This is a genomic window from Streptomyces sp. NPDC006365 (genome assembly GCF_042870755.1).
GTDB lineage: Bacteria > Actinomycetota > Actinomycetes > Streptomycetales > Streptomycetaceae > Streptomyces > Streptomyces xiangluensis.
Genome location: NZ_JBIAHS010000003.1, coordinates 422,238 through 448,224, shown reverse-complemented (window position 1 = coordinate 448,224; position 25,987 = coordinate 422,238). Strand labels below are relative to the sequence as shown.

General features: G+C 69.8%; 17 protein-coding genes. 12 read left to right on the top strand and 5 right to left on the bottom strand.

All coding sequences use genetic code 11. The features are described 5' to 3' along the window. Positions 1 to 10: 10 nt before the first annotated feature. From ACFYO0_RS11245 to ACFYO0_RS11220, 6 genes are all read left to right on the top strand, one after another. On the top strand, positions 11 to 1,057 hold the full coding sequence (locus ACFYO0_RS11245) for a LacI family DNA-binding transcriptional regulator (protein WP_388673550.1): 1,047 nt from the start codon (positions 11 to 13) through the stop codon (positions 1,055 to 1,057). A 247-nt stretch (positions 1,058 to 1,304) separates the two neighbouring features. Then, positions 1,305 to 2,549 carry an extracellular solute-binding protein gene (locus ACFYO0_RS11240; protein ID WP_388673548.1) on the top strand — a complete coding sequence of 415 codons (1,245 nt, stop codon included), beginning with the start codon at positions 1,305 to 1,307 and terminating at the stop codon, positions 2,547 to 2,549. A 32-nt stretch (positions 2,550 to 2,581) separates the two neighbouring features. Continuing rightward, positions 2,582 to 3,565, top strand: a complete 984-nt coding sequence (locus ACFYO0_RS11235) for a carbohydrate ABC transporter permease (RefSeq protein ID WP_388673546.1) — start codon at positions 2,582 to 2,584, stop codon at positions 3,563 to 3,565. After that, complete coding sequence (locus tag ACFYO0_RS11230; RefSeq protein ID WP_388673544.1) at positions 3,562 to 4,419, top strand: carbohydrate ABC transporter permease; 858 nt, start codon at positions 3,562 to 3,564, stop codon at positions 4,417 to 4,419. Before ACFYO0_RS11235 ends, ACFYO0_RS11230 begins: the two co-directional genes overlap by 4 nt. 90 nt (positions 4,420 to 4,509) lie before the next feature. After that, the gene (locus ACFYO0_RS11225) at positions 4,510 to 6,273 is read left to right on the top strand and encodes an amylo-alpha-1,6-glucosidase (protein WP_388673542.1); all 1,764 of its coding nucleotides are present in this window, start codon (positions 4,510 to 4,512) and stop codon (positions 6,271 to 6,273) included. Positions 6,274 to 6,325: 52 nt separating this feature from the next. After that, the gene (locus ACFYO0_RS11220; RefSeq protein WP_388673540.1) at positions 6,326 to 8,206 is read left to right on the top strand and encodes an RICIN domain-containing protein; all 1,881 of its coding nucleotides are present in this window, start codon (positions 6,326 to 6,328) and stop codon (positions 8,204 to 8,206) included. A 210-nt stretch (positions 8,207 to 8,416) separates the two neighbouring features. Here the strand turns inward: ACFYO0_RS11220 and ACFYO0_RS11215 are convergent, their stop codons facing one another. From ACFYO0_RS11215 to ACFYO0_RS11195, 5 genes are all read right to left on the bottom strand, one after another. Further along, positions 8,417 to 11,386, bottom strand: coding sequence for a GH59 galactosidase (locus tag ACFYO0_RS11215; protein WP_388673538.1), 2,970 nt, complete (start codon positions 11,384 to 11,386; stop codon positions 8,417 to 8,419). 1,514 nt (positions 11,387 to 12,900) lie between these two features. Then, positions 12,901 to 13,692, bottom strand: a complete 792-nt coding sequence (locus ACFYO0_RS11210; RefSeq protein WP_388673536.1) for an FkbM family methyltransferase — start codon at positions 13,690 to 13,692, stop codon at positions 12,901 to 12,903. 62 nt (positions 13,693 to 13,754) lie between these two features. Further along, a complete protein-coding gene (locus ACFYO0_RS11205; protein WP_388673534.1) occupies positions 13,755 to 15,671 on the bottom strand; it encodes a stealth family protein in 1,917 nt (638 codons plus the stop codon). Between the two features lie 168 nt (positions 15,672 to 15,839). Beyond that, positions 15,840 to 17,345 (bottom strand): metallophosphoesterase, encoded by a 1,506-nt coding sequence (locus tag ACFYO0_RS11200; protein WP_388673532.1) that lies wholly within the window; start codon positions 17,343 to 17,345, stop codon positions 15,840 to 15,842. 388 nt (positions 17,346 to 17,733) lie between these two features. Next, positions 17,734 to 18,954 carry an acyl-CoA dehydrogenase family protein gene (locus tag ACFYO0_RS11195; RefSeq protein ID WP_388673530.1) on the bottom strand — a complete coding sequence of 407 codons (1,221 nt, stop codon included), beginning with the start codon at positions 18,952 to 18,954 and terminating at the stop codon, positions 17,734 to 17,736. Positions 18,955 to 19,124: 170 nt separating this feature from the next. Between ACFYO0_RS11195 and ACFYO0_RS11190 the strand changes: the two genes are divergently transcribed. From ACFYO0_RS11190 to ACFYO0_RS11165, 6 genes are all read left to right on the top strand, one after another. Continuing rightward, positions 19,125 to 19,949 (top strand): enoyl-CoA hydratase/isomerase family protein, encoded by an 825-nt coding sequence (locus ACFYO0_RS11190; protein WP_388673528.1) that lies wholly within the window; start codon positions 19,125 to 19,127, stop codon positions 19,947 to 19,949. A gap of 91 nt (positions 19,950 to 20,040) precedes the next feature. Continuing rightward, entirely contained in the window at positions 20,041 to 20,673 is a 633-nt protein-coding gene (locus tag ACFYO0_RS11185) for a hypothetical protein (RefSeq protein WP_388673526.1), read from the top strand. Beyond that, positions 20,670 to 23,243, top strand: a complete 2,574-nt coding sequence (locus ACFYO0_RS11180) for a putative PEP-binding protein (RefSeq protein WP_388673524.1) — start codon at positions 20,670 to 20,672, stop codon at positions 23,241 to 23,243. Before ACFYO0_RS11185 ends, ACFYO0_RS11180 begins: the two co-directional genes overlap by 4 nt. Continuing rightward, positions 23,240 to 24,358, top strand: coding sequence for an acyl-CoA dehydrogenase family protein (locus ACFYO0_RS11175; protein WP_388673522.1), 1,119 nt, complete (start codon positions 23,240 to 23,242; stop codon positions 24,356 to 24,358). The genes ACFYO0_RS11180 and ACFYO0_RS11175 overlap by 4 nt, the downstream gene beginning before the upstream one ends. Before the next feature lie 58 nt (positions 24,359 to 24,416). Beyond that, positions 24,417 to 24,836 (top strand): Zn-ribbon domain-containing OB-fold protein, encoded by a 420-nt coding sequence (locus tag ACFYO0_RS11170; RefSeq protein WP_388673520.1) that lies wholly within the window; start codon positions 24,417 to 24,419, stop codon positions 24,834 to 24,836. Beyond that, positions 24,833 to 25,987 (top strand): thiolase family protein, encoded by a 1,155-nt coding sequence (locus ACFYO0_RS11165; protein ID WP_388673518.1) that lies wholly within the window; start codon positions 24,833 to 24,835, stop codon positions 25,985 to 25,987. The genes ACFYO0_RS11170 and ACFYO0_RS11165 overlap by 4 nt, the downstream gene beginning before the upstream one ends.

The following is a 25,987-nucleotide window of genomic DNA, read 5'->3' as shown; positions in this document are numbered from 1 at the left end:
AAGGAGTCCCGTGAACATCGGTGAGATTGCCAAGCGGGCCGGTGTCTCGCGGAGCACCGTGTCGTACGCACTGAGCGGCAAGCGTGCCGTGTCGGACCGCACCCGAGAGAAGATCCAGCGGGTCATCGACGAGTTGGGCTACCGGCCCAACGCGAGCGCACGCGCCCTGGCCAACGGCCGGACCCGCACCATCGGTCTGGTCTTCCCGCCGGCCGGTGACCACTACACCGGAATGCAGCTCGATTTCATCGGCAGTGTGGTGGAGGCCGCGGCTGCCAACGACTACGACGTGCTGCTTTCCCCTAGTGGTGTGGACAGTGACCGCTCGTTCCAGCGGCTGCTCGGTGAACGACGCGTCGACGGCGCCATCCTGATGGAGATCAGGCTCCAGGATGACCGCGTCGACCACCTCCTCGCCGAGAACTTCCCCTCCGTCTGCATCGGCCGCACCGCGCAGCCGGAAGGCGACTGGTGGGTCAGTCTGGACCACACCGGGCTGGCGGCGGCCTGTGTCCACCACCTCGCGGACCTTGGCCACCGCAGGATCGCCTTCGTCAACCGGCCCGAGCGGCTCCTGCGTGCCGGGTACGAGTCTGCGCACCGAGGGCTCGACGGCTTCACAAAGGCCGCGGCGGAGCGCGGGCTGACCGTCCGCACGTACAACTGCGGGGACGACGCTCCTTCCGGGCAGGCCTGCCTGGAGCGGATCCTGCACGACGAGCCCGCCACCACGGCCCTCGTCACCCTGAACGAGGCCGCACTGGGCGGCCTCTACCGGGGCCTGGCCGAGGCCGGTCGCCATGTGCCGCGCGACTTCTCCGTCACCGGCGTCGTTGCCACACGATGGGCCGAAACGGTGACCCCGCAACTCACGGCGGCCGACGTGCCGGCAGCGCAGATGGGGCGCCTGGCCGTCGAACTGCTCGCCGAGCGCCTCGACCGCCCCGACGCGCCGCCTCGCCACCACCTGCTCGCCCCGCCGATCTCGCTCCGCGCCAGCACCGGGCCCGCCGGCACCGTTGCTCCCGCGCCGCCCGGCGCCGACTTGACCGCCTGACCTGCTGCCCCCTGTCGGGGCCGCGACTGTCCGCGTCGGAGGCGTTCTTCGCCCCCGCCGTCCCAACCCGTCCTGTCCCCAGGGGCTGCGCCCCTTCGACCTGCCGCGGGGCTCCGCCCCCGACCCGATGTCCGGGGCCAACCCCGGGCCCCCTGCTCCTCAAAAGCCGGATGGACTGAAGTCCCTCCACCACCATCCCTGGCATGCCCATGCCTAAAACCGTGAACCGGAACCCCGAGGAACACCCATGAACAGATCCACCAGACGCCGTCTCACCGCCACCGCCATGACCGTCGTCGCCCTCACCGCCGGCGCCACCGCCTGCTCCTCCGGCGACGGTACCCAGTCCGCGAAGGCGGAGGACGGCGGCAGCTACACCATCTGGGACCCCTATCCGCAGTTCGCCAAGGACTCGGACTGGGCCAAGCTGCTGGACGGATGCGGCAACAAGGCCGGGGTCAAGATCAAGCGGACGGCCTTCGACACCAGCGACCTGACGAACAAGGCGCTGCTGGCCGCCCAGCAGGACAACGCACCGGACGTCCTCATCCTCGACAACCCGGTGGTCTCGACCCTCGCCGAGGCAGGGGCGCTCACCACGACCGACGAGAACAAGGTGGACACCTCGAAGGTGGATCCCAACCTCCTCGCGGCCGGTCAGGCGGGCGGCAAGACCTATGGCACGCCCATAGGCGCCAACACCCTCGCCCTGTACTACAACAAGGACGTTCTCAAGGCCGCGGGTGTGGACATCACCTCGGTCAAGGACTGGAAGTCGCTGACGGCGGCGCTGGCGAAGGTCGAGAAGGCGGGGAAGAAGGGCATCACCTTCTCCGCGATCGGCACGGAGGAGGGCAGCTTCCAGTTCCTGCCGTGGTTCTGGGGCTCGGGTGCGCAACTCACCGAACTCGACTCCGCCCAGGGCGCTTCGGCGCTGTCCCTGTGGAGCGACTGGCTGAAGAAGGGCTACGCCCCCAACTCGGTCATCAACAACACCCAGACCACCAGCTGGCAGGAGTTCGCGAGCGGCGACTACGCCTTCGCCGAGAACGGCACCTGGCAGCTCGCCAACGCCGAGAAGGCCGGCTTCGACTACGGCGTCCTGCCGATCCCCGGCGTCGACGGGGGTAACGCGGCGGCCCCGACGGGCGGCGAGTTCGTCACCGTGCCGGTCCAGGGCGACACCGGCCGATACGCCACCACACAGAAGCTGGTGTCCTGCCTGACCAGCACCGCGAACCTCTACGACACCGACACCACCCTGTCGTACGTGGCTCCCACCAGTGAGGTGCAGGACAAGCAGGTGACGGCCGACGCCAAGCTGCAGCCCTGGGTCGACGCGGTCAAGGCGGCCAAGGGACGCACCAGCGGCGACCTCGGCACCAAGTACCCCAAGATCTCGGAGCAGTTGTGGAAGGCGGTCCAGTCCGCCCTCAGCGGATCGCAGTCGCCGAAGGACGCGCTCACCGCGGCACAGGACGCCGTCAAGTAAACCGTCAAGCAACCGCAACCCGGGGCTCCTTGATGAACCGCACGACACACCTGCCGGACCGCCGTCCGGTGCGTGACCGGAGCGGGGCGGCCACCACCGCCCCGCCCCCGGCCCGCACCGTCACCCGGCGCCGTCCCACCTCCCAGCAGTGGGCCGCCTGGGCGTTCCTCGCCCCGGTGACCCTCTACCTCGCTCTCTTCTACGCCTATCCGCTCTACCGCAACCTCGACCTGAGCCTGCGTCACTACACGGTCCGCTCCTTCGTCCAGGGCGACGCACCCTTCACCGGCCTCGCCAACTTCCGGACCGTCTTCGACGACCCGACGTTCGGCCCCGCGCTCATGCACACCGTGGTGTTCACCACCGTCTGCCTGGTCTTCCAGTACGTCATCGGCCTGGCACTCGCGGTCTTCTTCAACCAGCACTTCCGGCTCTCCGCGACCCTGCGGGCCCTGTTCCTCGTGCCCTGGCTGCTGCCGCTCATCGTGTCCGCATCCACGTGGTCGTGGATGCTCAACAGTGAATCCGGCATCGTCAACGCCGGCCTGCACGCCGTCGGCATCGGTCCGGTGAACTGGCTGACCTCACCGTCGTGGTCGCTGACCTCGGTGATCATCGCCAACGTCTGGATCGGCGTGCCGTTCAACCTGGTCGTGCTCCACAGCGGTCTCCAGTCGATCCCCCGCAGCCTCTACGAGGCGGCCGCCCTCGACGGCGCAGGCGTCTGGCATCGCTTTTGGCACATCACCTTCCCGCTGCTGCGCCCGGTGTCCGCCATCACCCTCCTGCTGGGCCTGGTCTACACGCTCAAGGTCTTCGACATCATCTGGATCATGACCAAGGGCGGCCCGGCGGACTCGTCCACCACCTTCGCCACCTGGTCCTACCAGCTCGGCTTCGGCAACCTGCTGCCCGCCTTCGGCCCCGGAGCGGCCGTCGGCAACCTGCTCGTCGTCGCGGCCCTGGTCTTCGGCCTGGTGTACCTGAGGATCCAGCGAAAGCAGTACGCCTCATGACCACCGCCACCACACCACGCACGCACCGGCGACCGCGCCGGGCAGGGACCACCTGGTGGAAGACGGCCACGGGCCTCCTGCTCACCGCCGTCATGCTGTTCCCGGTCTACTGGATGCTCAACGTGTCCTTCACCCGCGACCAGGACATGCGCAAGTCGCCGCCCGACTGGTTCCCCGTCCACGGCACCCTGGACGGCTACCGCGCCGTACTCGACCAGCAGCTGCCCTACCTGGCCACGAGCCTGGTCATCGGTCTGGGCACGGTCGTGCTGACCGTGGTGCTGGCCGCGCCCGCCGGCTACGCACTGGCCAAACTGCGGCCCCGCGGCGGCGGCATGCTCAGTTTCCTCTTCCTGGTCGCCCAGATGATCCCCGGCATCATCATGGCGATGGGCTTCTACGCCATCTACCTGAGCCTCGGTCTGCTCCAGTCGGTCCCCGGCCTCATCGTCGCGGACTCCACGCTGGCCGTCCCCTTCGCCGTCCTGATCTTCACCGCGTTCATGTCCGGCATCCCCGGCGAACTCCTCCAGGCCGCACAGATGGACGGAGCCGGGGCCCTGCGGACCTTCCGGTCGGTCGTGCTGCCGATGAGCCGCAATGCCGTCGTCACGGTGTCGCTGTTCGCGTTCCTGTGGTCGTGGTCCGACTTCGTCTTCGCCAGCACGCTCGCGAACGGCGGGGCCCACGAGCCGATCACCCTCGGCATCTACCAGTACATCGGCAACAACAACCAGGAGTGGAACGCCATCATGGCCACCGCCGTCGTGGCCTCGCTGCCCGCCACGGTGATCCTCGTCCTCGCCCAGCGCTACGTCGCCGCCGGAGTGACGGCCGGAGCTGTCAAGGACTGAGCCCCGGGTCGGTCCTCACCGGTGACCATCCCTGGTTCAGAACACTGCTGAAGAGCCGCAGACCACTGCTGAAGAAACGAGTGACGCTTGATGACCGCCGCCCGGCCCGGCCCGGCCTTCTCCATCCATGACATCCCGTTCAGCATGCACGGCTCCTGGTTCGGCATCTCTCCCGTGCTCGCGGAGAGGACGCGCGCCGAAGACCTCCACCTGGTCTCCCATCAGAACGGCATGCACGCCGTCCTGCGTTTCGTGCCTCTCGACACGATGACGGGTGACCGGGCCGAGACCCGCGTCGAGACGAGACCGAGCCTGCTCGCGTGGGTCCATGACGGCGGACGTATCGGCCTCGCCTACGCATCACCGGACACGGTCCGTCTGCGCGGTGAAGGACTGGGCCTGCGCATCACCGCGGCGGCTGAGACCCTGACCCCCTTCACCGGTGCCTACTTCTACCGTGACCCGGTGGACGGCGCGCACGTGTTCACCTCGTACGAGACCGGGCGCCGCTACCGGATCACCGTGCTGTCCGGTGCCGTCGCCGAGGTGTCCGGCAGCCAAGCCCTCGGCGGCGGCGATCGCGGCCTCACGATCACCGCGGACGTCGGCGGGGTCTGGGAAGCGGCCATCGAGGAACTGGACAGCGCGCGCCGCCCCTACGCCTCCTCGGAGACGTTCGGCCAGGTCGTGGCGGCCGTGGAGCACGCCTTTGCAGCCTTCGCCGACACGGTGGCCCCCTGGCGCTCGTCGGGCACCCCGGCCGCCGAACTCGCCGCGTACGTCCTGTGGTCGGCGACGGTCCGCCCGGCAGCCCTTGTCACCCGGCCCGCGGTGCTCATGTCCAAGCACTGGATGGACAAGGTCTGGAGCTGGGACCACTGCTTCAACGCCCTCGCCCTGGCGCCCGGAGCACCCGCGCTGGCCTGGGACCAGTTCTCGCTGCCGTTCGACCACCAGGACGAGAGCGGGGCCCTGCCCGACTCGGTGACCCACTCGGAGGTCCTCCACAACTTCGTCAAACCACCCATCCACGGCTGGGCCCTGGCCCACCTGCGCCGACGGTTCCCCGACCCCATCGGCCGGACGGAACTCACCGACACCTACCGCAGGTTGCGACGCTGGACGGACTTCTGGCTCACTGCGCGCCGCGTACCGGGCGCCGCCCTGCCCCACTACCAGCACGGCAACGACAGCGGCTGGGACAACGCCACGACCTTCGACCCCGAACGCGTGGTCGTCACCGCCGACCTGGCCGCGTTCCTCGCCCTCCAGCTCCACGAACTCGCCGCCCTGGCAATGGAACTCGGTCTCGCCGACGAGGCCCGCAGCTGGACGCGCACCGCGGAGGAGACCCAGGCGGCCGTGCTCGACCAGCTGTGGACGGGGGAGCGGTTCGTGGCGCGGGGAGCCGACAGCGGCGACACCTGGAGCAGCTCCAGCCTGCTCGACCTGATGCCGATCGCCCTGGGCGAGCACCTGCCCGAGAACGTCGCCGCCGTGCTGGCGGCCCGTATCGAGACCCACCTGACCCCGTACGGACTGGCCACCGAACTGCCCACCTCGCCCCACTACCGCCCCGACGGCTACTGGCGCGGCCCGATCTGGGCGCCCGCCACCGTCCTCATCGAGGACGGACTGCGCCGGGCCGGCCACCACCGCCTCGCGGACGAGATCAGCGCCCGCTTCCGGGCCCTGTGCGAAACCCACGGATTCGCGGAGAACTTCGACGCCCTCACCGGCACGGGCCTGCGCGACCGCGCCTACACCTGGACCGCCAGCAGCTACCTCCTCCTTGCCGAAGCCCACGAACTCCGGCGCACGGCACCCGCATCCGCCGCACACACCGGCGGCTGAGAGACCCCCTGGACGCCCCGCCCAGGCAGCACCCACCCCTCCGGGAGAACACATGCACATGTCCCGCTTCCTCCCACCGCCCAGACGCACCACGGAGCCCGGCTCCGCAGGAGGCCGCCGTCTCCGCAGGACCACCGCGCTCGCCGCGCTGTTCGCGTCGGTCGCGGCCGTCGTCCTGCCCGGCACGTCGGCCCAGGCCGCCGACACCAGCGTCGCCGTCGACTTCGCCACCGCCGGGGGCGCCCCCACGTACCGTGCCTCGGGCACGATCTACGGGATGTCCGAGAACGGCTCGCTGCCCCAGGACCACTTCTACAAGGACATCAAGTGGCAGTTCATGCGGGCCGGCGGCGCCCAGCTCGACAACCCCGGCGGCTGGGTCGCCGGCAAGTACGACCGCCGCTGGAACTCCACCCTGGCCCAGTACAAGCGCACCAAGGCGCTCGGCGGCACCTTCGCCATCCTGCCGCACGACCTGTGGGGCGCGGACGGGACCACCAGCCCCACGTTCCCCGGTGACAACGGCGACTGGACCCTCTTCGACTCCTTCTACGACCGCCTCCTCGCCGACGCGAAGGCGGCCGGCATGACCGACATCCAGTGGGACATCTGGAACGAACCCGACTGGCATCCCTTCTGGGACCGGCCGCAGGCCCAGTACCTGGAGATGTGGAAGCGTGCCTACCAGAAGATCCGTGCGGTCTTCCCGAACGCGGTCGTCGTCGGCCCCAGCAGCGCCTTCAAGCCCGCGTCGAACGGCTCGTCCTGGTGGAACACGTACCTGGACTACGTCAAGGCCAACAACGTCGAGCCGGACATCTACAGCTGGCACAACCTGCCCGGTGACCCCGTCGTGGACGCGGGCGCGGTCAGGTCGAAACTGGCGGCGCGGTCGATGACCACAAGTCGGCCGTTCCAGGTCAACGAGTACGCCAGCCCGACCGAACAGACCCCGGGACGTGGCGGCTGGTACATCTCCCGCCTCGAGCGGGCCGGGGCCGACGGCCTGCGCGCCAACTGGGCGTCCGCGAACAACCTGCACGACTTCCAGGCGAACCTGCTCACCAAGAACAGCGCCGGCCAGTACCTGCCGCTGGGCGAGTGGTTCCTCTACCGGTACTACGGCTCGCAGACCGGGAACGTCGTGAAGGTTACGCCCGGTACGAACACCGACGGGCTGGCGACGAAGGACAACACGGCTCGCAACGCGAAGATCCTGCTGGGCAGCAACGGCAACACCGGCACGGTCACCGTCGACCTCGACCGTCTGGACACCACCTCGGTGGTGGAGAACGGCCGGGTCCGCGCGATAGTCCAGCGCATACCGAACAACGGCGGCGGCGCGGTGACGGGTCCGGTGACGGTCTCCGACCAGACCCTGACCGTGAGCGGCAACTCGGCTTCGGTGAGCGTGCCGTGGACGAATGCCGCTGACGGCTACACCGTCATCCTGCTCCCGCCGTCCAACACCGCCATCTCCACGGTCGCCGTCGCCCAGCACAGCGGCCAGTGCCTGGACGACACCAACCTCAGCACCGCCAACGGCACGCAGTACCAGCAGTACGACTGCGAGGGCGGCTACCAGCAGATGTTCGACTTCAAGCCGGTCGCGGGCCGGGCGAACACCTACACGGTGGTCAACCAGCACAGCGGCAAGTGCCTGGACGTCTCGGGACGCTCCACGGCCGACGGTGCCGCCGTCATTCAGTACACCTGCAACGGCGCCACCAACCAGATGTTCACCCTCAACCCCGTCACCGCGCTCGGCAACAGCAAGGACTACCAGCTGGCCGCCGTCCACAGCGGCAAGTGCGTCGACGTCAGCCAGGTCTCGACCGCACCCGGAGCGAAGATCCACCAGTGGACCTGCGACCCGGCGAGCGCGCTGAACAACAAGAGGAACCAGGTCTGGCGCCTCCAGGGCATGGGCTGAACCGCGTCCTTTCCCCATGGGGGCTCCCGGCCACGGCAGGGAGCCCTCATGGGTTGAGGGAACTCCTATGGGCTGGGCCTATCGCGTCGGCAGCAAGCCAGACTGCGGGCGGCAGTCACCGCGCCGCACCGGTACGCTCCCGCCGCCTTGAGAGTCTCCGGCGTGGCGCTCTCCCGTGGTCGGGAGAGCGCCCGTGACGCCGAGGGCCCACTACTCCGCGGTGGCGTCCTTGCGCACCAGCCGGTTGTAGGCCTCGTCGAGCCTGTTCTCGATCTGCTCGGCGCCGAGGACGTCGAGGCCCTTCTGCCCGGTCACGGCGGTCTTCCCGGCCGAGAGCGCGGAGTCGAACAGAGCCCACGAGTCGGCGGTGTAGTCAGCCTGTGTCGGGCTTCCGATCTTGTCCAGGGTGCTCCGGATCGGGGTCGTGTCCACAGGGCCGTCCACGTCACCGGGAATGGCGTTGAACGCGTCCAGAACGATCTTTCCGGACTTGAGGACGAACTTCGCCGTGTGTTTGCCATCACGCAGGCCGCGCAGCGTGTACGTCGCGAGCCGCTTGTCGACCGCAGCGGTCTTCGCGTCCTTGGCGATCGGCTTGCCGTCGACGTAGACATCGAGAACGGCGCTGCCGTCGTTGCCGCCGATGATGTCGATGCCCGTACCGGTGAACGGGACCGTGAAGGACGCGCCGGCACCTGTGCTCGTCGACGTCGACCGGTACCAGTCCATCGCGTCGCCGAATGCGTTCTTCCTGCTCCAGGCACCCTCGTAGGCGACCGAGCCGGCCATGTTGTCGATCTGTGCGCCGGCGTAGGGCGTGTACCCGTCGATCTTCTCGACCTTCAGGTTGTCGAACGCCGTCTTGTAGAAGTCGCTGCCGAGCTTGACGCGGCCTTCGGTCTGCGGAGTCGCATCCTGGTACGTGGAGACGGCTTTCCCGTCGATGAAGGTCGTGATCGTCGCGCCCTTCGCCTCGATGGCGAGGCGGTACGTGCCGGACGCCGCGACGGTTCCCGTCTTGATCGCGGTGCCGTACTCGTAGAACGTCCAGGCGCCGTTCGGGCGAATGCGCACGTTGTAGGCGGCGTCGCTGATCGCCATGCCCTTCTGCTGGCGGACGCCCAGGGCGGCGAGTCCGCCGGCCGGGTCCGGGAAGGAGACGTCGACCGTAGCCCTGTAGTTCTCCCAGCGGAAGTCGCCGACCGTCGTGTTCGGCGTGTGCCGGTTCCATGCGCCGGTGTCCTTCATGGACTGGTCCATGTACTGGTACAGCACGTTGTCGCCGCGCGCGTCCTTCCCGACCTCCCAGGCGCCGGTCTGGTCGACCATGTAACGCGGCTGGTTGCCACGGGACATCAGGTAGGGCCGGGACACCTTGCGCGCGCCGTCGGCCGTGCCGACCTGGACCCGACCCTCCTCCTCGTACCCGAAGTCGTCGGCGTACAGGACGTCGTCGCGGGTGTTGCGCTTCTTGCCGGTGGCGTCGGTGTCGAGCACCGTGCGGTCCCAGGACTTGGGCAGACGTTGCTTCGTCGCCTTGTCGTGGCTCTTGTCCAGGGTCGTCAGGGTCACGATCGACCGCGGCTTGACCGAATAGGTGTAGAAGCCGTCGCCGCCGGGCCGGATTTCGTCGGCGAGGTGCTTGAAGTTCGCGTCGTAGGCCTGCCCCGCGTCCGCTCCACGGGTCTCCCAGATCTCCATGGTCGAATCGGAGCCGAGTCGCATGTTCTCGGCCTTGATGCGGTAAGTCCTTGGCTGGTCGCTGTCGTTGACCACGACCGTGGAGAAGTCCTTCTTACGGGGATCCGCGAGCGTCATGTAACTCGGGGCCCCGTTCGAGCCGTCGACGTTCTCGGTGCCGCTCACGCCGCTGTAACTGGCCTCGGGCACGGTGCGCCAGATGCCCGCCGTGTTCGTGTCGTTCTCCCAGCCGGTCTTCGCGAACTGGGTGAAGTGCTGCATCACATACAGGGCCGCGTCGTAGTGGAGATAGCCCGACCACGGGTCGCGGGCACTGACGAGCTCCTTGTGGCTGTATTGCGCGCCTTCGTAGAAGGACCCGATCGCCGGCTGGAATATGTAGTGCGTCCTCTTCGAGTTCGCGTAGCTCTTGACGGAGCGGTTCGCGAGGTCGAGGGCGCTTTGGACGCCGCCGATGCCAGTGCTCGCTCCATTCGCGCCTTCGGTGTTGTTGACCCGGTACTCGGTATGGCCGAACGAGGCGGTGCCTTCGCTGTACCAGACTTCCTTGTCCTCGTTGTACTTGTTCTTGCCGGTCGCCAGCTTGGTGTACGGCTGATAGGTGTCGCTGTCAGCGTTCCCCTCGAGCCGGTCGTCGGTGTTGTAGTGGTAGCCCACCGCGTCGACGATTCCGAAGAGTTCCGCATCGCTGAGCACTGATGGCCCGATGTGGTGTGTGTTGTTCTCGTCGGAGGCGATGATCTTGATGTTGTGGTAAGCCTTCTTGGCCTTCCGCTGCTTGCCTGCCGGGATGCCGTACCGCGGGTTCGCGAAGTCCGTGTCGGTGACGATCGCGTTCTTGTACCACTTGATGAAGGCCTCGTCCGGATTCCGCGTCTCGTTCTTGTCCGGGTCGACGTAGTCGACCATGTACCCGTACTTCTCGTAGGCGTCGAGGATCGTCTCCTTGTACCACTTGTACATCTCGTCGGTGCCTGTGCCCTTGTCCCATTCGTTCTGGACCCATTCGGGCATTTCCCAGCGGAGAATCGAGACCTTGAGCTTCGGGTTGACCGTCTTGGCGTCGGCGGCCAGCTGAAAGCCCGGGGAACGGGACGCGTCAGCGAGTTCGTCCGGTGTGCGCATCGTCGCCGGATCGGAACCGGTCGACGTGTTCGTGTCCGATCCCATCTCGACCTTGACGTGGTTGATCAGGGGGTTCTTTCCGCCGAACAGAACTCTGATGAGCTGCCAGTACCGGCCGGGGTTCTCCGCCTTGTAGTCCATCAGCAGGTTGCTCGTGCTGTTGCAGCTGAGCAGGCCGAGGCCTTTATAGGCTAAGCCGTTCCTGTTGTCGCTGCGAACGTCGTTTCCGTTGACTATGACCTCTACGGGATCATCCGCGGTGTAGGCGGCGGGGGCAGTGATCACTCCTGCCGCCAGGGCCATGGCGGCTGCCGCAGCAAGCGACACCCATCCGAGTCTTCTCTGTTTGCCCATCCGGCTTCGACTCCTTCTTCTTGTCGTACGTCTTGTGGGCGGTTCCGACTGGTGTGCCCGGTGCACAGTGCCGTGCTGTCGACGCCACTGGTGTCGTGTGCCTGAACCAGGAACTTGGTTTCCAGGGGGATTGCGATGCAGGGCTCAGGTCCTTGTCCTTTGGGGCCGCCGATGTCCGGCCCATCGGCGGCAGTCCTCCCAGGGGTGACGACGGCCCGCGAACGGGCGGCCGGAGGCAGGAGTTGGGTCTTCTCGATGCAGGGGTCGCGATGCCGTGGCCGCGGTCATGCCGCCGGCATCGGAACCTCTGCCATGACTCCCTTGTGCCAGCTGATCGGCACCAGACGTCTGCGGCTGCCGTCCGGCACCTTTCACGGCGGGGGGTGGGTCTGCGTCCGTGCCACGGGTGAGCGTCACCGCGCCACGCGGCAGGGTGTCCGGAGAGGGTATGTCTGCGGCGAGCCAGGCAGTCGCGGTCCCCAGCCCCCGAGCGGGCTGGTGTCCCGCGTGCCGTCGGATCCGCTCCGCGCAGTGCTCCGTGCTGGTGGCGCGGTTCACCGGCTGGGGAACGCGGCGCGCGCCCGGGCCGGTTCATCGGCGAGGACGGGCAACACCGTCCACGTCCCCGGTACACCGCCACACCGATGGCGAGCAGAAGCAACACGGGGCCGGGGCTGCGCCGTGGCGGGCGGCGGATAGCCGGGCACGGAAGGCATGGGCGGCTCGTCCTTTCGCCTTCGGAATGGGGCGTTCCTCGCGGCACGCCAGAGTTCGATATTCCGAACTGTGTTCGGCTCGCCGGTGGAACCGTAGGAGGGGACCGGTTTCACAGTCAATCCCCGTGCAGCCGCTGCATCATGCGGACGCGGCCCCGGTGCCTCGGGTGCGTCGGGCAGTGACGTGGAGCATCGACGACGTGCTCCACAAGGGCGTGGCTGTCGACTCCGCGAGGGCCCAACTCCCATGGCAGGAAACCGTCTTGTCCGCGGTTGACAGCGAAGGCGGTGGCGTGGCCGAATGCAACCCGCGCCCTCACGGTCAGCTTTCGCACGTCGTTTTCCAGGGCCCACGACGTGACACCCGAGCGTCACGTGAGCACGTGATCTCCCTTCTCGGTGGCTGTCTGACGTGGGACAACGCAGAACAACCGGTTGGTGCTCCGATCGCCCGAACGCTCGTCGGCCCAGGTGGTTGAGACGGTCGCCGAAGCCGCGGAGCGGGTGGCGCGCGGACTGGTTCCCCAGGGAGCCGGACAAGGGGAGGGCGCATACACCTCCGGACCCTCCGAAGCTGACACGCCCTACGTCGGAGCGGGCCCCACTGGCTTGATTGGCCCCACCGTCAGCAACGTCCTGACTCGCAACAGCGAGACGCTGGAGGTGCACAGGAGGCCACGGCTACCGTCGCGGCACTCGCGCCTTCGGTGTACGGATCCGACGATGTAACCCTTGAATGCCAGAGCCTCAACCGGGCCGTATGCGAGGGGAACGTACGGCGATTGAGACAGAGGATCTTCAAGGTGAGCTCACCAGGGCGGACCGATACGGGGCGTTCCACCCGCGGGGGAAGGGGACGCCGGCGGGGACGATCAGGTTGGTGCGCTCGTCGCACGCCAGGATGGCCCTGAGCCAGGTGCGTACCGCATGGTGGAAGTCGTACGTGAGCGGCGCGGGTGCGAGCAGCCAGTCGCGGCACGGACTGCCCACGTGCGGGCGGTAGTCGCCGCGGTTTCTGCCGGGCCACGGGCTCTCCGGCTGGAGGAGATGCAGTCCGTACCCCAGCTCGGTGAGCACATCCAACGCCCGGCCCAAGGCGTCATGGTCGGAGCTGGGCAGGATCTCCAGCACGATCCAGGGCCGGTGCCGGCGCACCGTCTCCAGCGCACCCGCCAGCACCTGGCCCTCCAGCGTCTCCACATCGATCTTGATGAGGTGGGGCCGGACCGACCGTTCCTCGGTGAACGCGTCCAGCGTGGTGACCGGCACGCTCACCGTCTCGGTGTGCTTGCGATGTGCGGCGTTGAGGGAGTTGGAGGATTCGGCCTTCAGGGACAGACAGAGCTCGGCGGTGCCCGGCGTGTCGGAGACCGCCGAGGTGATCAGCTCGAAGCCGAGGCCGTTGTGCCGGCGGATGTCCCCACAGATGCGTGCCGTGTCCGGTGTCGGTTCGAAGGCGTGCACCGACAGCCGGTGGCCGTACACCGCGTCGATCAGTGCGGCGTAGAGCCCGATGTGCGCGCCGACGTCGTACACCGCGCTGCCCGGCGGCGCCTGTTGCGCCAGGGCCAGCAGTGTCGCCTGGGTCACGGGTTCGTACCCCGCCAGGCCCGATCGGCGCAGCTGCCGCTGTACGGCGGTCTGCTTGCGGCTCAGGACGTTGAGCGCGCGTGGATAGGATCTGTCGGCCTCGAGGATGCCGGAATGGTGAGGGAGCCTGATGGCGAGGGGCATGGCAGGGTGAGCGCTTCCTTGTGGTCGGGCTGGTGCTCGAAGGGACTGGGGGCGGGGAAGTAGCTGTCCAGGAAGCGCTGTACGAGTGCCACATCGGTGTGGTTCTCGGCGTCGCAGGTCACCGTGTCGTTGAGGCAGAAGGCGATATTCGACCGGGTGGCCAGCAGACGGCGCAGCCGTGGGGCGTTGCTGGGCTGGGAGATGTCGATGTAGTCGTAGCGGATGCCGCCGGGCACGGCCCGGCCCGTGTGGAACGCGTAGTAGTGGTGCAGCGAGTTGGTGATCGAGATGTCGTCCGGGCTGCGGAAGGCGTGGGCGGCGGTGCGCTGGTGGTCCTCCGCGAAGACCTGCTCGATCTCGGCCAGCACACTGCGCCGCAGCGCGGACGGTGTGTGCTTCATCTTCTGGGTGATGCTGCTGCCGAAGCGGGCCTGAAGGAGCCGGCGGTTGGTGACGCCCGCGGCGGAGACCGGTACGTCGTCCGCACCCGCACTTCCGACGGGCGGCAGCAACGCCTTCGAGACGAAGAACTTGCTGATGCCGTTGGCCAGGAAGAAGTGCTGCGGCACCGTGGGGCGCCCGAGGAAGACGTCGTCGTTGAAGTAGAGGAAATGCTCGGCGAGCCCCTCGATGTGGTGCAGCTGGCTCTCGATGGCGTGCGAGTTGAACGTCGGGAGCACGGCGGGGTCCGTGAAGATCTCCCGGTGGTCCACGACCGTGAGCCGAGGGTGTCCGGTCTCCAGCCAAGAGGGAACCTGCTGGTCGGTGACCAGGTAGACATGCCTGATCCAGGGGGCGTACATGTGCAGCGAGCGCAGCGAATAGCGCAGCTCGTCACGGCTGAGATAGCGGGCCGCGTTGGCGGCCTGCGGGTGGTACGGCTCTCCCACGACCCTCGCGCGGCGCCGCTGCCATTCGGGGTCGGAGCCGTCGACCCAGGTGTACACGGCGTCGACGGGGAATTGGATGTCGTCGGGCACCGGCTCGGCGAACTCGCGCCGGGTGCGTACGGTGGCGGGCTGCGGCAGGGTGTGCTCGGACGCGAGCCGGGTGAAGCGGCGGCCAGGGACCTCTACCGCCGGCGCCTCCCGGCAGACGTGCTCGCAGGTACGGTTGCGGCGCGGCGCCACGAGTTCGGCGCCCTCCTCGGACGGTCGCCAGAACTCGATGTCGCAGCCGTAGCCCGCGCCCAGCACCATTCCGGGCGCGGCGGCGTCGACCAGATAGCAGAAGACGCGGATGACCTGCCGGCCGGCGGCCCGGTCCCAGGAACGCCGGGAGCCGGCCGGTTCTGCACGCTGGTCCCGGGCCCGTTCGGATCCACCCGTCCGCGTGAGGTAGGCCGGCACGTCCGCGCCCATGGCGACCAGTGCGCTTTCGGCTGCCGCCCGGTCTTCGGAGCTGATCCCCACGGCGGAGGAGGTGCTCGCGGCATTGCGTACGACGAAGTGCTCAACGCCCGCCTTCTCCAGCGTGCTCAGCACCAGTCGCAGATTGTGCTCCCGGGCCAGAAGGGGTGTCACGCCCGCTTGCAGCAGGGCGATACGGGTCCCTCCGGCGGTCTGTACGGGCACCCGTTCGCCGCCCCGAAGCAGCCCTCGGCGCTTCAGGCGCGCGCATAGCCGACGGTGCCGTGCCTCGCGCGCCAGGGCCGCCGGTCTCTCCAGCCGCTGCCGCAGCCTCTCCCACTGCTCCGCACCGAACCGGGCCCGGACGACCCTGCGCATCCGCAGGGGCAGCAGCCTCCGGTAGGTCCTGAGCATCAGGGACGGTGGTGGAGCCTGAAGCTGTGCGGCGCGGCGCGCATCGGCCTGCGCCGGGAGGTTGATGGTCATGGCACACCCCTGGTCTGTCTAGTCCAGGTGTCTATGCACTTGCCCGCCGGGCGAATATCGGATACGAGCAGAAACAGCCCGATTGTCCTAATGCCTCACCGCACGTGGTGGGTCGGTCGGCGCACAAGAGCCGCGACCAGGTGGGTGGCGTAGGCGGGCAAGGGGATGTCAGAGGCCCGCCGGCCCTGTGGCCGCAAGTCGAAGAGGGCTGATGCCGGACAGGTCGTGGGCGGTCATGCTGTTGCGGTCGGTGACCGAGCGGCCGAGGGCGTGGTGCGGCCACAGGCCACCGGCCACCCGGCGGCTGCGTTCGCCCCATGCGCGGGCCGCCGCGCTGCTGGTCTTGTAGTGGTTGAGGGCATAGCCGCCGGAGTGGATCCGCAGGAGGCAGAAGCCGCCGGGGTAGTCCTTGGCGGCGCTGACCTCCTGCAGGGTGACGTGCGGGGCCTGCGGCAGGACGGTGCGCTTGTTGCGGTGGGTGTGGCCCGCGTGGTGGAGGAAGACACCGGGCGCGGCGGCGTAGGCCTCGAGGATGGAGCGGGCCTGACGGCGGCCCAGGCGCTGACCGCGGGCCACGGGGAAGACGGAGTCCCGTACGGTCAGCGGATGGTGGCCGAACACGATGGTGGGCTGGTCCCTGTGCTCCTTCAACCGGGCCCGGAACCAGGCCAGTTGCTCGGCGCCGAGCCCGCCGGCGTCGGCGCCGTTGCCGTCCTTCTCGTACGTGTCGAGCCCGACGATCCGCAGCCCGCCGAGGTCGCGGGCGAAGTACGCGGGCCCTTCGCCGCCGAGAAACCCTTCGCGGAATGCGTCACCGCCGCTGTCGCGGCGGGGCCGGTCGTGGTTTCCGCGTACGACGAAGTAGTCCTGTCCGTGGCTGCCGAAGCCGTCCAGGATCCGCTTGGCCTCGGCCAGGTCTCGCAGCGCACCGCCGGCCGAGATGTCCCCCGCGGCCAGCAGCACGTCCGCTCCGCGCCGCCTGGCCTCCTCCACCAGGGCGCGGCTCATGATCTCCGGATACGGTGCGAGCCCCGGCTCCTGCGCCACTCCGCGCAGCAGGGGTACGCCGGTCATGAGGCCGGCGGTGGTCTCCCCGATGTGGAGGTCGTTGCAGAGCGCGATCGACATCAGGTGCCGTCCCGGCGGGGGCTGCGGTGTGGTGAAGGAGTACGGACCTCCGCTCGTGCCGAGACCGTAGAGGTTGGTGCCGACGGCGTTGCCGCGGACGAGGTGCAGCGGGGTGGGCGTGGCGACCGCGCCCCGCGAGCGGGCCTGGTAGTAGTACGTCTGCCCCGGCTCCAGGCCCGTGAGCTCCACATGGTGGTGCGCTGTGGGCCGGTCCTCCGCCGCACTGCGGTCCAGCCGGGCGGGGTGAGTGCCGTAGACGACCTCGCCCTCCGTGACGGCGGGGAGCATGTGGCCCAGCCCGTCGTCGGTGCCGGGTATCCCGGTGTACCAGGTGATGACGGCGCGGTCCTCGGTCAGGGTGACCAGTTCCAGGTGGACGGCTGCCAGGGTGTCGGGGTGACGGCGGCTTTTGCGTGCGGAGCCATGGAGTGCACCGGCAGCGGCCCGCAGTAAAGAGGGGGCGAAGAGGGCACCGGATCGTAGGACTTCACAGGGAGAGGGCAGGGCCGACAGGGCCGCGAGGGGAGCGGAGAAACAGCAGCGCATGTCTGAGTATGTGCCCGCGCGCAGTGAACGCCGACGGTGATGTCGGCGGCGGTGCCGGGTATGGAATGCGACATCTCCGCCCGGTTGCCGACTTATTCGATCTTTCTCCACGCTTTGCGCTCTCGCGCAGGCGGTCCAACAGCGTTGCAACGCAAGGGGTTTGGCAAGACCCGGAGAGGGCGCGCCGCACGCCGAGTCGAATCGGCGTACGGCGAGTTCGGCACGCCTCGCGCCCCGGACGTGTTTTTCGCCACGCGGTTGCATCGGGCCATGGCTGGGCGTGGGCAGCCGCATGACGCGGTCGGCCATGATCTGCCGTACGCGATTGGGTGGTTGGTGATGACGCCGTAGGTTCCCAGAGCCCCGGCAGTCGCCGGAGCCGGCCCGGTCACGAGCCGGCAGCGGCCTCCGGGCGTGGTTGCCGGTAGGGCTTCACCGCGCGGCGTGCGATCGCGAAGCGGTGCGTCTCCGACGGGCCGTCGTAGATCCGGAACGGCCGCACCTCCCTGAGCAGGCGCGCCAGCGGGGCGTCGTCGGCCGAGATGCCGAGTGCTCCGCAGATCTGCACCGCCCGGTCGACGACCCGGTTCACGGCCTCCGCCACGAAGGTCTTGGACACCGACGTGAGCTGCGAGGCGGCGGCCGAGCCGGTGTCCAGCTCCCAGGCGGTGCGCAGGATCAGGGCGCGGCTGGCCTCGATGTCGATCTCGGAGTCGGCCACCATCTGCTGCACCATGCCGAGGTCTCCCAGTACGGAGCCGAACGCCGTCCGGGTGCCCGCCCGCTCCAGTGCGACGTCCTGGGCGCGACGGGCTGCTCCCAGCCAGCGCATGCAGTGGGTCATTCGGGCGGGGCCGAGCCGGACCTGGGCGTTCTCGAAGCCGCGGTCCACGGCTCCGAGCACTCGGTCCTCGCTCACCACGCACTCCTCGAAGGCGAGTTCGCTGTGCCCGGCGAAGAGCCCCTCGTCCAGGGTCTCGATGTCCCGGACGATGCGCATGCCCGGCGTGTCGGCGTCGACCAGGAACATGGTCGCGCCGCCCGGGTCGCCGGGGCTGCCGGAGGTACGGGCCATGACGATCGCGAAGCCTGCACCGTGGGCCCCGCTGATGAACCACTTGCGGCCGTCGATGCGCCACCCGCCGGGGACCCGTGTCGCGGTGGTCCGCAGGGAGCGGGGGTCGGCGCCCGCCCCCGGAGCCGGTTCGGTCATCGCGAAGCAGGACCGCACCTCGCCCGCGGCGAGCGGCCGCAGGAAGCGGTCCTTCTGCTCCTCCGTGGCCACCTTCTCCAGCAGATGCATATTGCCCTCGTCCGGAGCCGCGCAGTTCAGCGCCAGCGGGCCCAGCAGCGAGTACCCGGCGGCCTCGAACACCACCGCCTGTCCGCGCAGGTCGAGCCCGTGCCCGCCCCACCGCGCCGGCACGTGCGGTGCGAACACGCCTGCCTCGCGGGCGCCTTTCTGAAGGGTGTCGCGCAGGGCCTCCGGAGCGTCGTGCACCGACCCTCCGCACTCGCGCTCGGCCGGGATGACCACGTCGCGTACGAACTCCGCGGTGGCGGCGGCGAGTCGGGCGACAAGTGGATCGACATCGAACTGGATAGGCACGGTTCCTCCTGCCGACGGGCTACGGGCACCGATGCCCGTCGCGTCCTAGAAACTGTACAGCGTCTTCAGTATCTTGCTGGGTGGCGCTCGACTTGAGGAGCGTGCGATCTGAGGAGCGTTTGATCTGGGAGCACTCGGCCCGGCGGTCCTCGACGACGGAAGAAGACCCTATGAGCACCCAGCCGGTCCGTGTCGTCCGTCATCCCGGCGGAGTCGTCGAGTTGAGGCTGGAGGACCCCGGGAGAGGCAACGCCCTGGACCTCCCGACGGCCGAGGCGCTGCGGGACGCAGCCGTCGAGGTGGCTGCCGATCCGGGCGGCGCGGTTCTGCTGCGGGCGGCCGGCGCCACCTTCTGTGTGGGCGGTGACCTGCGCGCCTTCGCCGGCCGGGGTGAGGAGACGGGTGCCTATGTGCATGCCGTGGCGACCGCCGCACACGTGGCGGTGCGAACTCTGTACGAGCTGCCCGTCCCCGTGGTGACCGCGGTGCGCGGCGCCGCCGCGGGCGGCGGAATCGGTCTCGCCCTGGTCGGCGACATGGTCCTGGCCGCACGGTCGGCACGCTTCCGGCTGGCCTACACGGCGATGGGGCTCACCCCGGACTGCGGGGCCACCTGGCTCCTGCCGCGCCTGGTGGGTCCCCGTCTGGCGGCCGACCTGGTCCTCACCAACCGAGTCCTCACAGGCCACGAGGCCGAGCGGCTCGGTCTGGTCTCCCGGGCCGTCGAGGACGACGAAGTGGACGAGGCTGCGTACCGGACCGCCGCCGAACTGGCAGGTGGGGCGGGTGAGGCGCTGCGCGCCGCGAAGCGCCTGCTGCGTGACGGTGCCGAGGGCGGGTTGAGCCGTCACCTCGACGAGGAGGCGCGGCTGATCGCCGACCTGGCCGGGAGCGGTGAGGCGCAGGCGCGGATGACGTCGTTCCTCACCGCCCGGGTGCGTTCGGGGGCGAGCAGCGGCCGGTCTCTGCCGAACGCTCCGGAAAGTGTTTCTTGATTAGCTCTTCACTAACACCTCCGTCGGAGCGTAACCTCCGGGCAACACAGATCTGAGGACCGGGCGACAGCACCGGGGAAATGGTGTGGCGATGCAATCTGCTGCCGTGGGCCGGACAGACGCTCTCGACGAGAACCTCACCGAAGCCGTTGTCGACCTCGTTCTGCGTGGGATGTGGCGCGGCAGGCCCGAGTCGGACCACCGCCCCCTGGTCGACGCCGGGCTGGCCATGGTGAAGGGCCCCATGGTGCTGCCGACGGAGCCCGCCAAGGCCGCCGCGGCGCGGATCCTCCGGATTCCGGTCGGTTCCCCGCAGGAGGAGCAGATCACCGCGGCGTACGAGGCCTTCCTGCCCGTCAACCGGAAGCTGCGCGAGGTGTGCACGGCCTGGCAGTGCCGGCCCGACGGCACGGTCAACGACCACAGCGACAGTGTCTACGACGCCGGGGTGCGCGAGTCGCTGGAAGACGTGCACGAGGCCATCCAGCCCGTACTGCGCAGGCTGGACGGGCTGCCGTCGGGCAGCGGGCAGTATGTCACGGCCCTGGAGGAAGCCCTCGACCGCTTCGACGACGGCGCGGTGGAGTGGCTGGCCTCGCCCCTGTGCGACTCGTACCACACCGTGTGGATGCGGCTCCACCAGGAGCTGCTGCTGGTTCTGGGGATCAGCCGGGCGAAGGACGAGGCGCTCGAAGAGGAACTCGTCACCAGGAGCCGGGGTTGAGCATCACCGACCGCCACTCCGGCGCACTCGCACAGACGCACACCCCCAGCCACGCCCTGGTGCCCTACGGCCAGGGACGGATCCGAGGGCTGGACGCCGGTGAACTGGGCACGCACGGCACTGCCATGGACCGGCTGGTGGCCCTCGGGCTTCCAGTGGTGCCCGGACTGACGGTGTCGGCGGGCTCGGCCGCGTCGCTGTACGAGCCGGGTACCGCCCGCGCCGCCCTGGAGCTCGTGGAGCAGCTGTCGGGACGGCGGATCGGCGACCGGAGCAGGCCGCTGCTGCTGCGTCTGTCGGCGAGCGCGTCGACCGAGGTCGCCGGGCTGCCGCCGGAACTCGCCTGCATCGGTATCACCCCGGCCGACGCCGATGGCATCCGTGCCGTCATCGGCCGCGACGAGGTGCTGTACGAGGTATGGGCGGCCACCGTCCGGATGATCGCGGAGTACGCCCTTGACGTGCCCGCACCGGAGCTCGACGACGCATCGCTCGACGCCCCTGATCCCAGGGCCCGCGTCGACGCACTGCTCTCGACGGTCACCAGGCATGCCGAGCGGCCGTACCCCGACGACCCGGCCGAGCAGCTCGCGCTGGCCGCTCGGGCGGTGCTGGGGAGGTGGGCCTCACCCCGGGCCAGGCGATCCCGCAAAGCCCAGCGGCTCCCCGCAGAGCTGGGCATCGCACTGCATGTCCAGGCCGTGCGCATCGGGCCATGGGACCACTCCGGCTTCGGCACGGCGGTCAGCCGGCACCCCGACAGCGGCCGCTTCTCGCCGCAGGGCTCCTTCTTCCGGGGCGTACGCCGCAGCGCGCCGCCCCCGCGCATGGGCGAGCCGCTGGAGAAGCTGGGCGGGAGTTCCGCGCTGCTTGAGCACTCGCTGCTCACCCTCGAACGTCATCTGCACGCCCCGGTCACCGTCGACTTCGAGGTGCGCGACGGCGAGATTTCGCTGTTGGCCGCCTCGGCGCAGAGCCGCCCGCCGCTACGTGCGGCGGTGTGCCTCGCCGCGGACCTGGCCGGGGACGGAGCACTCGACCGGGAAGAAGCCGTACGCCGGATCAGCCCCGCGCAGGTACAGGAACTGCTGCACCCCCAACTCCGGCTGACCGGCGGCGAGCAGCTCTTGGTGAAGGGACTGCCCGCCTCCCCGGGGGCGGCGACCGGTGCGATCGTCCTGTCGAGCGAACGCGCCCTCGAACTGGCCGCGGACGGCACGCAGGTCGTGCTCGTGGCCCATGAGACGACTCCGGCCGACGTCCCCGGGATGCTGGCCGCCGTCGCCGTGCTCACCGGCAGCGGCGGTATCGCCTCGCACGCCGCCGTGGTGGCGCGCGGTGCGGGCAAACCCGCCGTGTGCGGCGCTGAGGGACTGCGCGCCGACCGGGCCGCCGGCACCGTACAGATCGGGGACCGGGTACTGCGCGAAGGCGATCCCGTCTCGCTGGACGGCCGTACCGGAGCCGTCTACGAGGGGACGCTGAGCGTCAGTGTCGCCGGACCGCCGCCCGAACTGTCCACCCTGCTGGAGTGGGCGGACGGGATGCGCCGACTGGGCGTGCGCGCCAACGCCGACACCGCGGCGGAGGTGAGCACCGCCGTCGCCCTGGGCGCGGAGGGTGTGGGGCTGTGCCGTACGGAGCACCAGTTCCTCGGCGACCGGCTGCCGCTGATCCGCCGGGTGATCCTGGCGGCCGACGCCGCGGCCCGCGACGAGGCGCTGTCGGCACTGGAACAGGCCCAGCACGAGGACTTCAAGGCCCTGCTGACCGCGGTCGGGGACCGGCCGGTGACCGTGCGCCTGCTGGACGCTCCGCTGCACGAGTTCCTGCCCGCCGCCGGGGAGGCGCAGGACGCCGCCGAGGAGCAGCGGGCCGCCGCACTGCGTGAGGCGAATCCGATGCTCGGTCTGCGCGGCGTGCGCCTGGCCCTGCTGCACGAGAGGCTCTACCCGGCGCAGGCCGAGGCGCTCTTCACCGCCTGGGCCGATGTCGCCGCCACCGGAGTGCGGCCCGAGCTGGAGGTGATGATCCCGCTCGTCAGCCTGCCGGAGGAACTGGCCGCCGCGGCCGCGTACGTACGCGGTGCCGCCGACGCGGTTGCCGCCCGCACCGGGGTGGAGGTCCCGTACCGGCTCGGCACGATGATCGAGACACCGCGCGCCGCGCTGCTGGCCGGCGAACTCGCCGAACACGCCGAGTTCTTCTCCTTCGGCACCAACGACCTCACCCAGCTCACCTACGGGTTCTCCCGGGACGACGTCGAGCGCCAGGTGCTCGCCTCGTACCAGGAGCGCGGGTTCCTGACGGCCAGTCCGTTCGCCCGGCTCGATCCGCACGGGGTGGGCGCGCTGATCGCCCTGGCGGTGGAGCGGGCACGGAGCGTACGCCCGGACATCAAGCTGGGCGTGTGCGGTGAGCACGGCGGAGACCCGGAGTCCATCGCCTTCTGCGACGGCCTGGGCCTCGACTACGTGTCCTGTTCCGCGCACCGCGTGCCGGTCGCCCGGATGGCCGCGGCACACAGTGCCGTGCTGGAGCAGCGCGACGAGAGCGGGAGCGCACGATGACGAGCACCGTGACCGACGGCACGGCCCTGTCCGACGCCGAACTGGACGACCTGCGCGAGACCGTACGGTCTGTGTGCGCCGACGCCGGCGGCACCGCCGCCGTGCGCCGGCTGTCCGAGCATTCCCCGGGCATCGACGCCAAGTTGTGGGACACCCTCGGCCGGCAGGTCGGACTCGCGGCCCTGGGTCTGCCCGAGGCGGCCGGCGGTATCGGCGGCCTCGCGGAGATCGCCGCGGTCTGCGAGGAGCTGGGCAGGACCCTGGCGCCGGTGCCCCTGCTGTCCTCCACCGTTCTCGCCGGGCAGGTGCTGGCCGGCTGCGGCACAGCCGACCGGGCGCTGGTGGACCTGGCCGAGGGCAAGGTGCACGCCCTGGCGGTGGCGGCGCCCGACGGGGTGTGGCGGCCGGACGCCGTGCCGGTGGCCGTCACCTGGCGGGGCGGCGTCCCGCTCCTCGACGGCACCGCTCCCTTCGTACTGGACGGTGCCGACGCGGAACGCCTGGTCGTCGCCGCCTGCGGCGCCGACGGCCTGGACCTCTTCCTCGCCGACCCCGGGGAGCCCGGGGTGACGGTCCGCCGAGTGCCCACCCTGGACCTCAGCCGCGGACAGGCGGTGGTCTCCTTCTCCGGCGCCCGTGCCCGGCCCCTGACCGCCGGGGGAGAGGGGGCGGACATCGTGAGCCGTGCCCTGGATGTGGCCCTGGTGGCCCTGGCCGCCGAGCAACTCGGGGGCGCGCAGGCCGCGTTGGACATGACGGTGGCCCATGTACGCGACCGCACGCAGTTCGGCAGGGCCATCGGCGGCTTCCAGGCGATCAAGCACACCTGTGCCGACATGCTGCTCCAGGTCGAAGCCGGGCGGTCGGCGGTGGTGCGCGCCGTCCGCGCGGCCGATTCGCCCGAGTCGCTGGCCGAAGCGGCGGCGGTGGCGCAGGCATGGTGCGGCGAGGCGTTCGTGTCCGTCGCCGCCGAGTGCGTCCAACTGCACGGCGGCATGGGCTTCACCTGGGAGCACGACGCGCACCTGTACTTCCGGCGCGCCCAGTCCGACGCCGTCCTGCTGGGCGGCGCCGCACACCACCGGGAACGGCTGGCCGGACTGCTGGGCTGGTGACTTCACCCGCGGTCACAGCACCACCGCACGACGACCGTGCAGAAAAGGGCAGGACGGCATGATCAGCAGACTCATCGACGAGGGACTGTTCGAGAGCGCGAATCCACCGCGCCTTTCGGGCGCGCGCTGCTCCGGCTGCGCCACCGTGGTCTTCCCCCGGCAGGACTCGTGCCCCAAGTGCTCGGACGGAGACATGTCCGCGCACGTGCTGCCGGTGACCGGGCGGGTGTGGTCGTGGACGCTGCAGGCGTTCCAGCCCAAGCCGCCGTACCGGCCGCCGACCGGGGGCTACCGGCCGTACCACGTGGGCTATGTCGACCTCGGTGAGGTGCTGATCGAGGCGCGGCTGGAGGTTCCCCGTACCGAGATACGGATCGGGCTGCCGGTCCGGCTCACCATGGTGACCGCGTACCACGACGAGGACGGGACCGAGGTTCTGACCTTCGCGTTCCGCACGGACAGGGACGGGGAGCGATGAGCTGGAGCGACGAGGTCTATGTCGTCGGCTGTGGCATGCATCCCTTCGGCCGCGACGAGACCGTCACCGGGATGGACATGGCGGAGCGTGCGGTACGCGAGGCCCTGGCCGACGCCGGTGTCGCCTGGGAGGACATCGGTTACGCGGTGGGCGGCTCCGACGTGTCCGGCAAGCCCGACACCCTGGTCGGCCGTCTGGGGCTGACCGGTGTGCCGTTCGCCAATGTGCAGAACGGCTGCGCCACCGGTGCCTCGACGGTGCTCGCGGTGGCCAACGCGCTGCGCGCCGGCGAGGCCTCACTGGGGCTGGCCGTGGGTTTCGACAAGCACGAGCGGGGCGCCTTCCACGTCTCCGCGGCACGCTACGGACTGCCCGACTGGTACGCCGAGACCGGCATGATGCTGACCACCCAGTTCTTCGCCCTGAAGACCCAGCGGTACCTGCACGAGCACGGGATCGCGGAGCGGTCGCTGGCGACGGTGGCCGCGCGGGCCTTCCGCAACGGCTCCCAGCACCCCCTGGCCTGGCGGCGCAAGGAGCTGACGGAGGAGGAGATCCTCAACTCCGCCGAGGTCAGTCCGCCCCTCACCCAGTACATGTTCTGCTCGCCGGGGCAGGGCGCGGCGGCTCTGGTGCTGGCGCTCGGCGACCGCGCCTTCGACCTGTGCGAACGGCCGGTCAAACTGGCGTCGTTGGCCTTCAGGACCAGACGGTTCGGCTCGTTCGAGGTGTTCTCGCCCTGGTTGCCGCCCGGACCGCACCGCAGCCCGAGCGTCGACGCTGCGGAGGCGGCTTTCCGCACCGCGGGTCTACGCCCCGCGGACGTACAAGTCGCCCAGTTGCAGGACACCGACAGCGGATCGGAACTGATCCACCTGGCGGAAACCGGACTGTGCGGCCACGGCGAGCAGGAGGAACTCCTCGCCGGCGGGGACACCGATCCCACGGGCCGTATCCCGGTCAACACCGACGGCGGCTGCCTGGCCGGTGGCGAGCCCGTCGGTGCCTCCGGGCTGCGTCAGTTCCACGAGGTCGTACGACAGTTGCAGGGCCGGGCTCCAGGTGTGCAGGTGCCGGGTGCTCCCCGGGTGGGCTTCACCCATGTGTACGGCGCGCCCGGGATCAGCGCCTGCTCGGTGCTGACCGTCTGA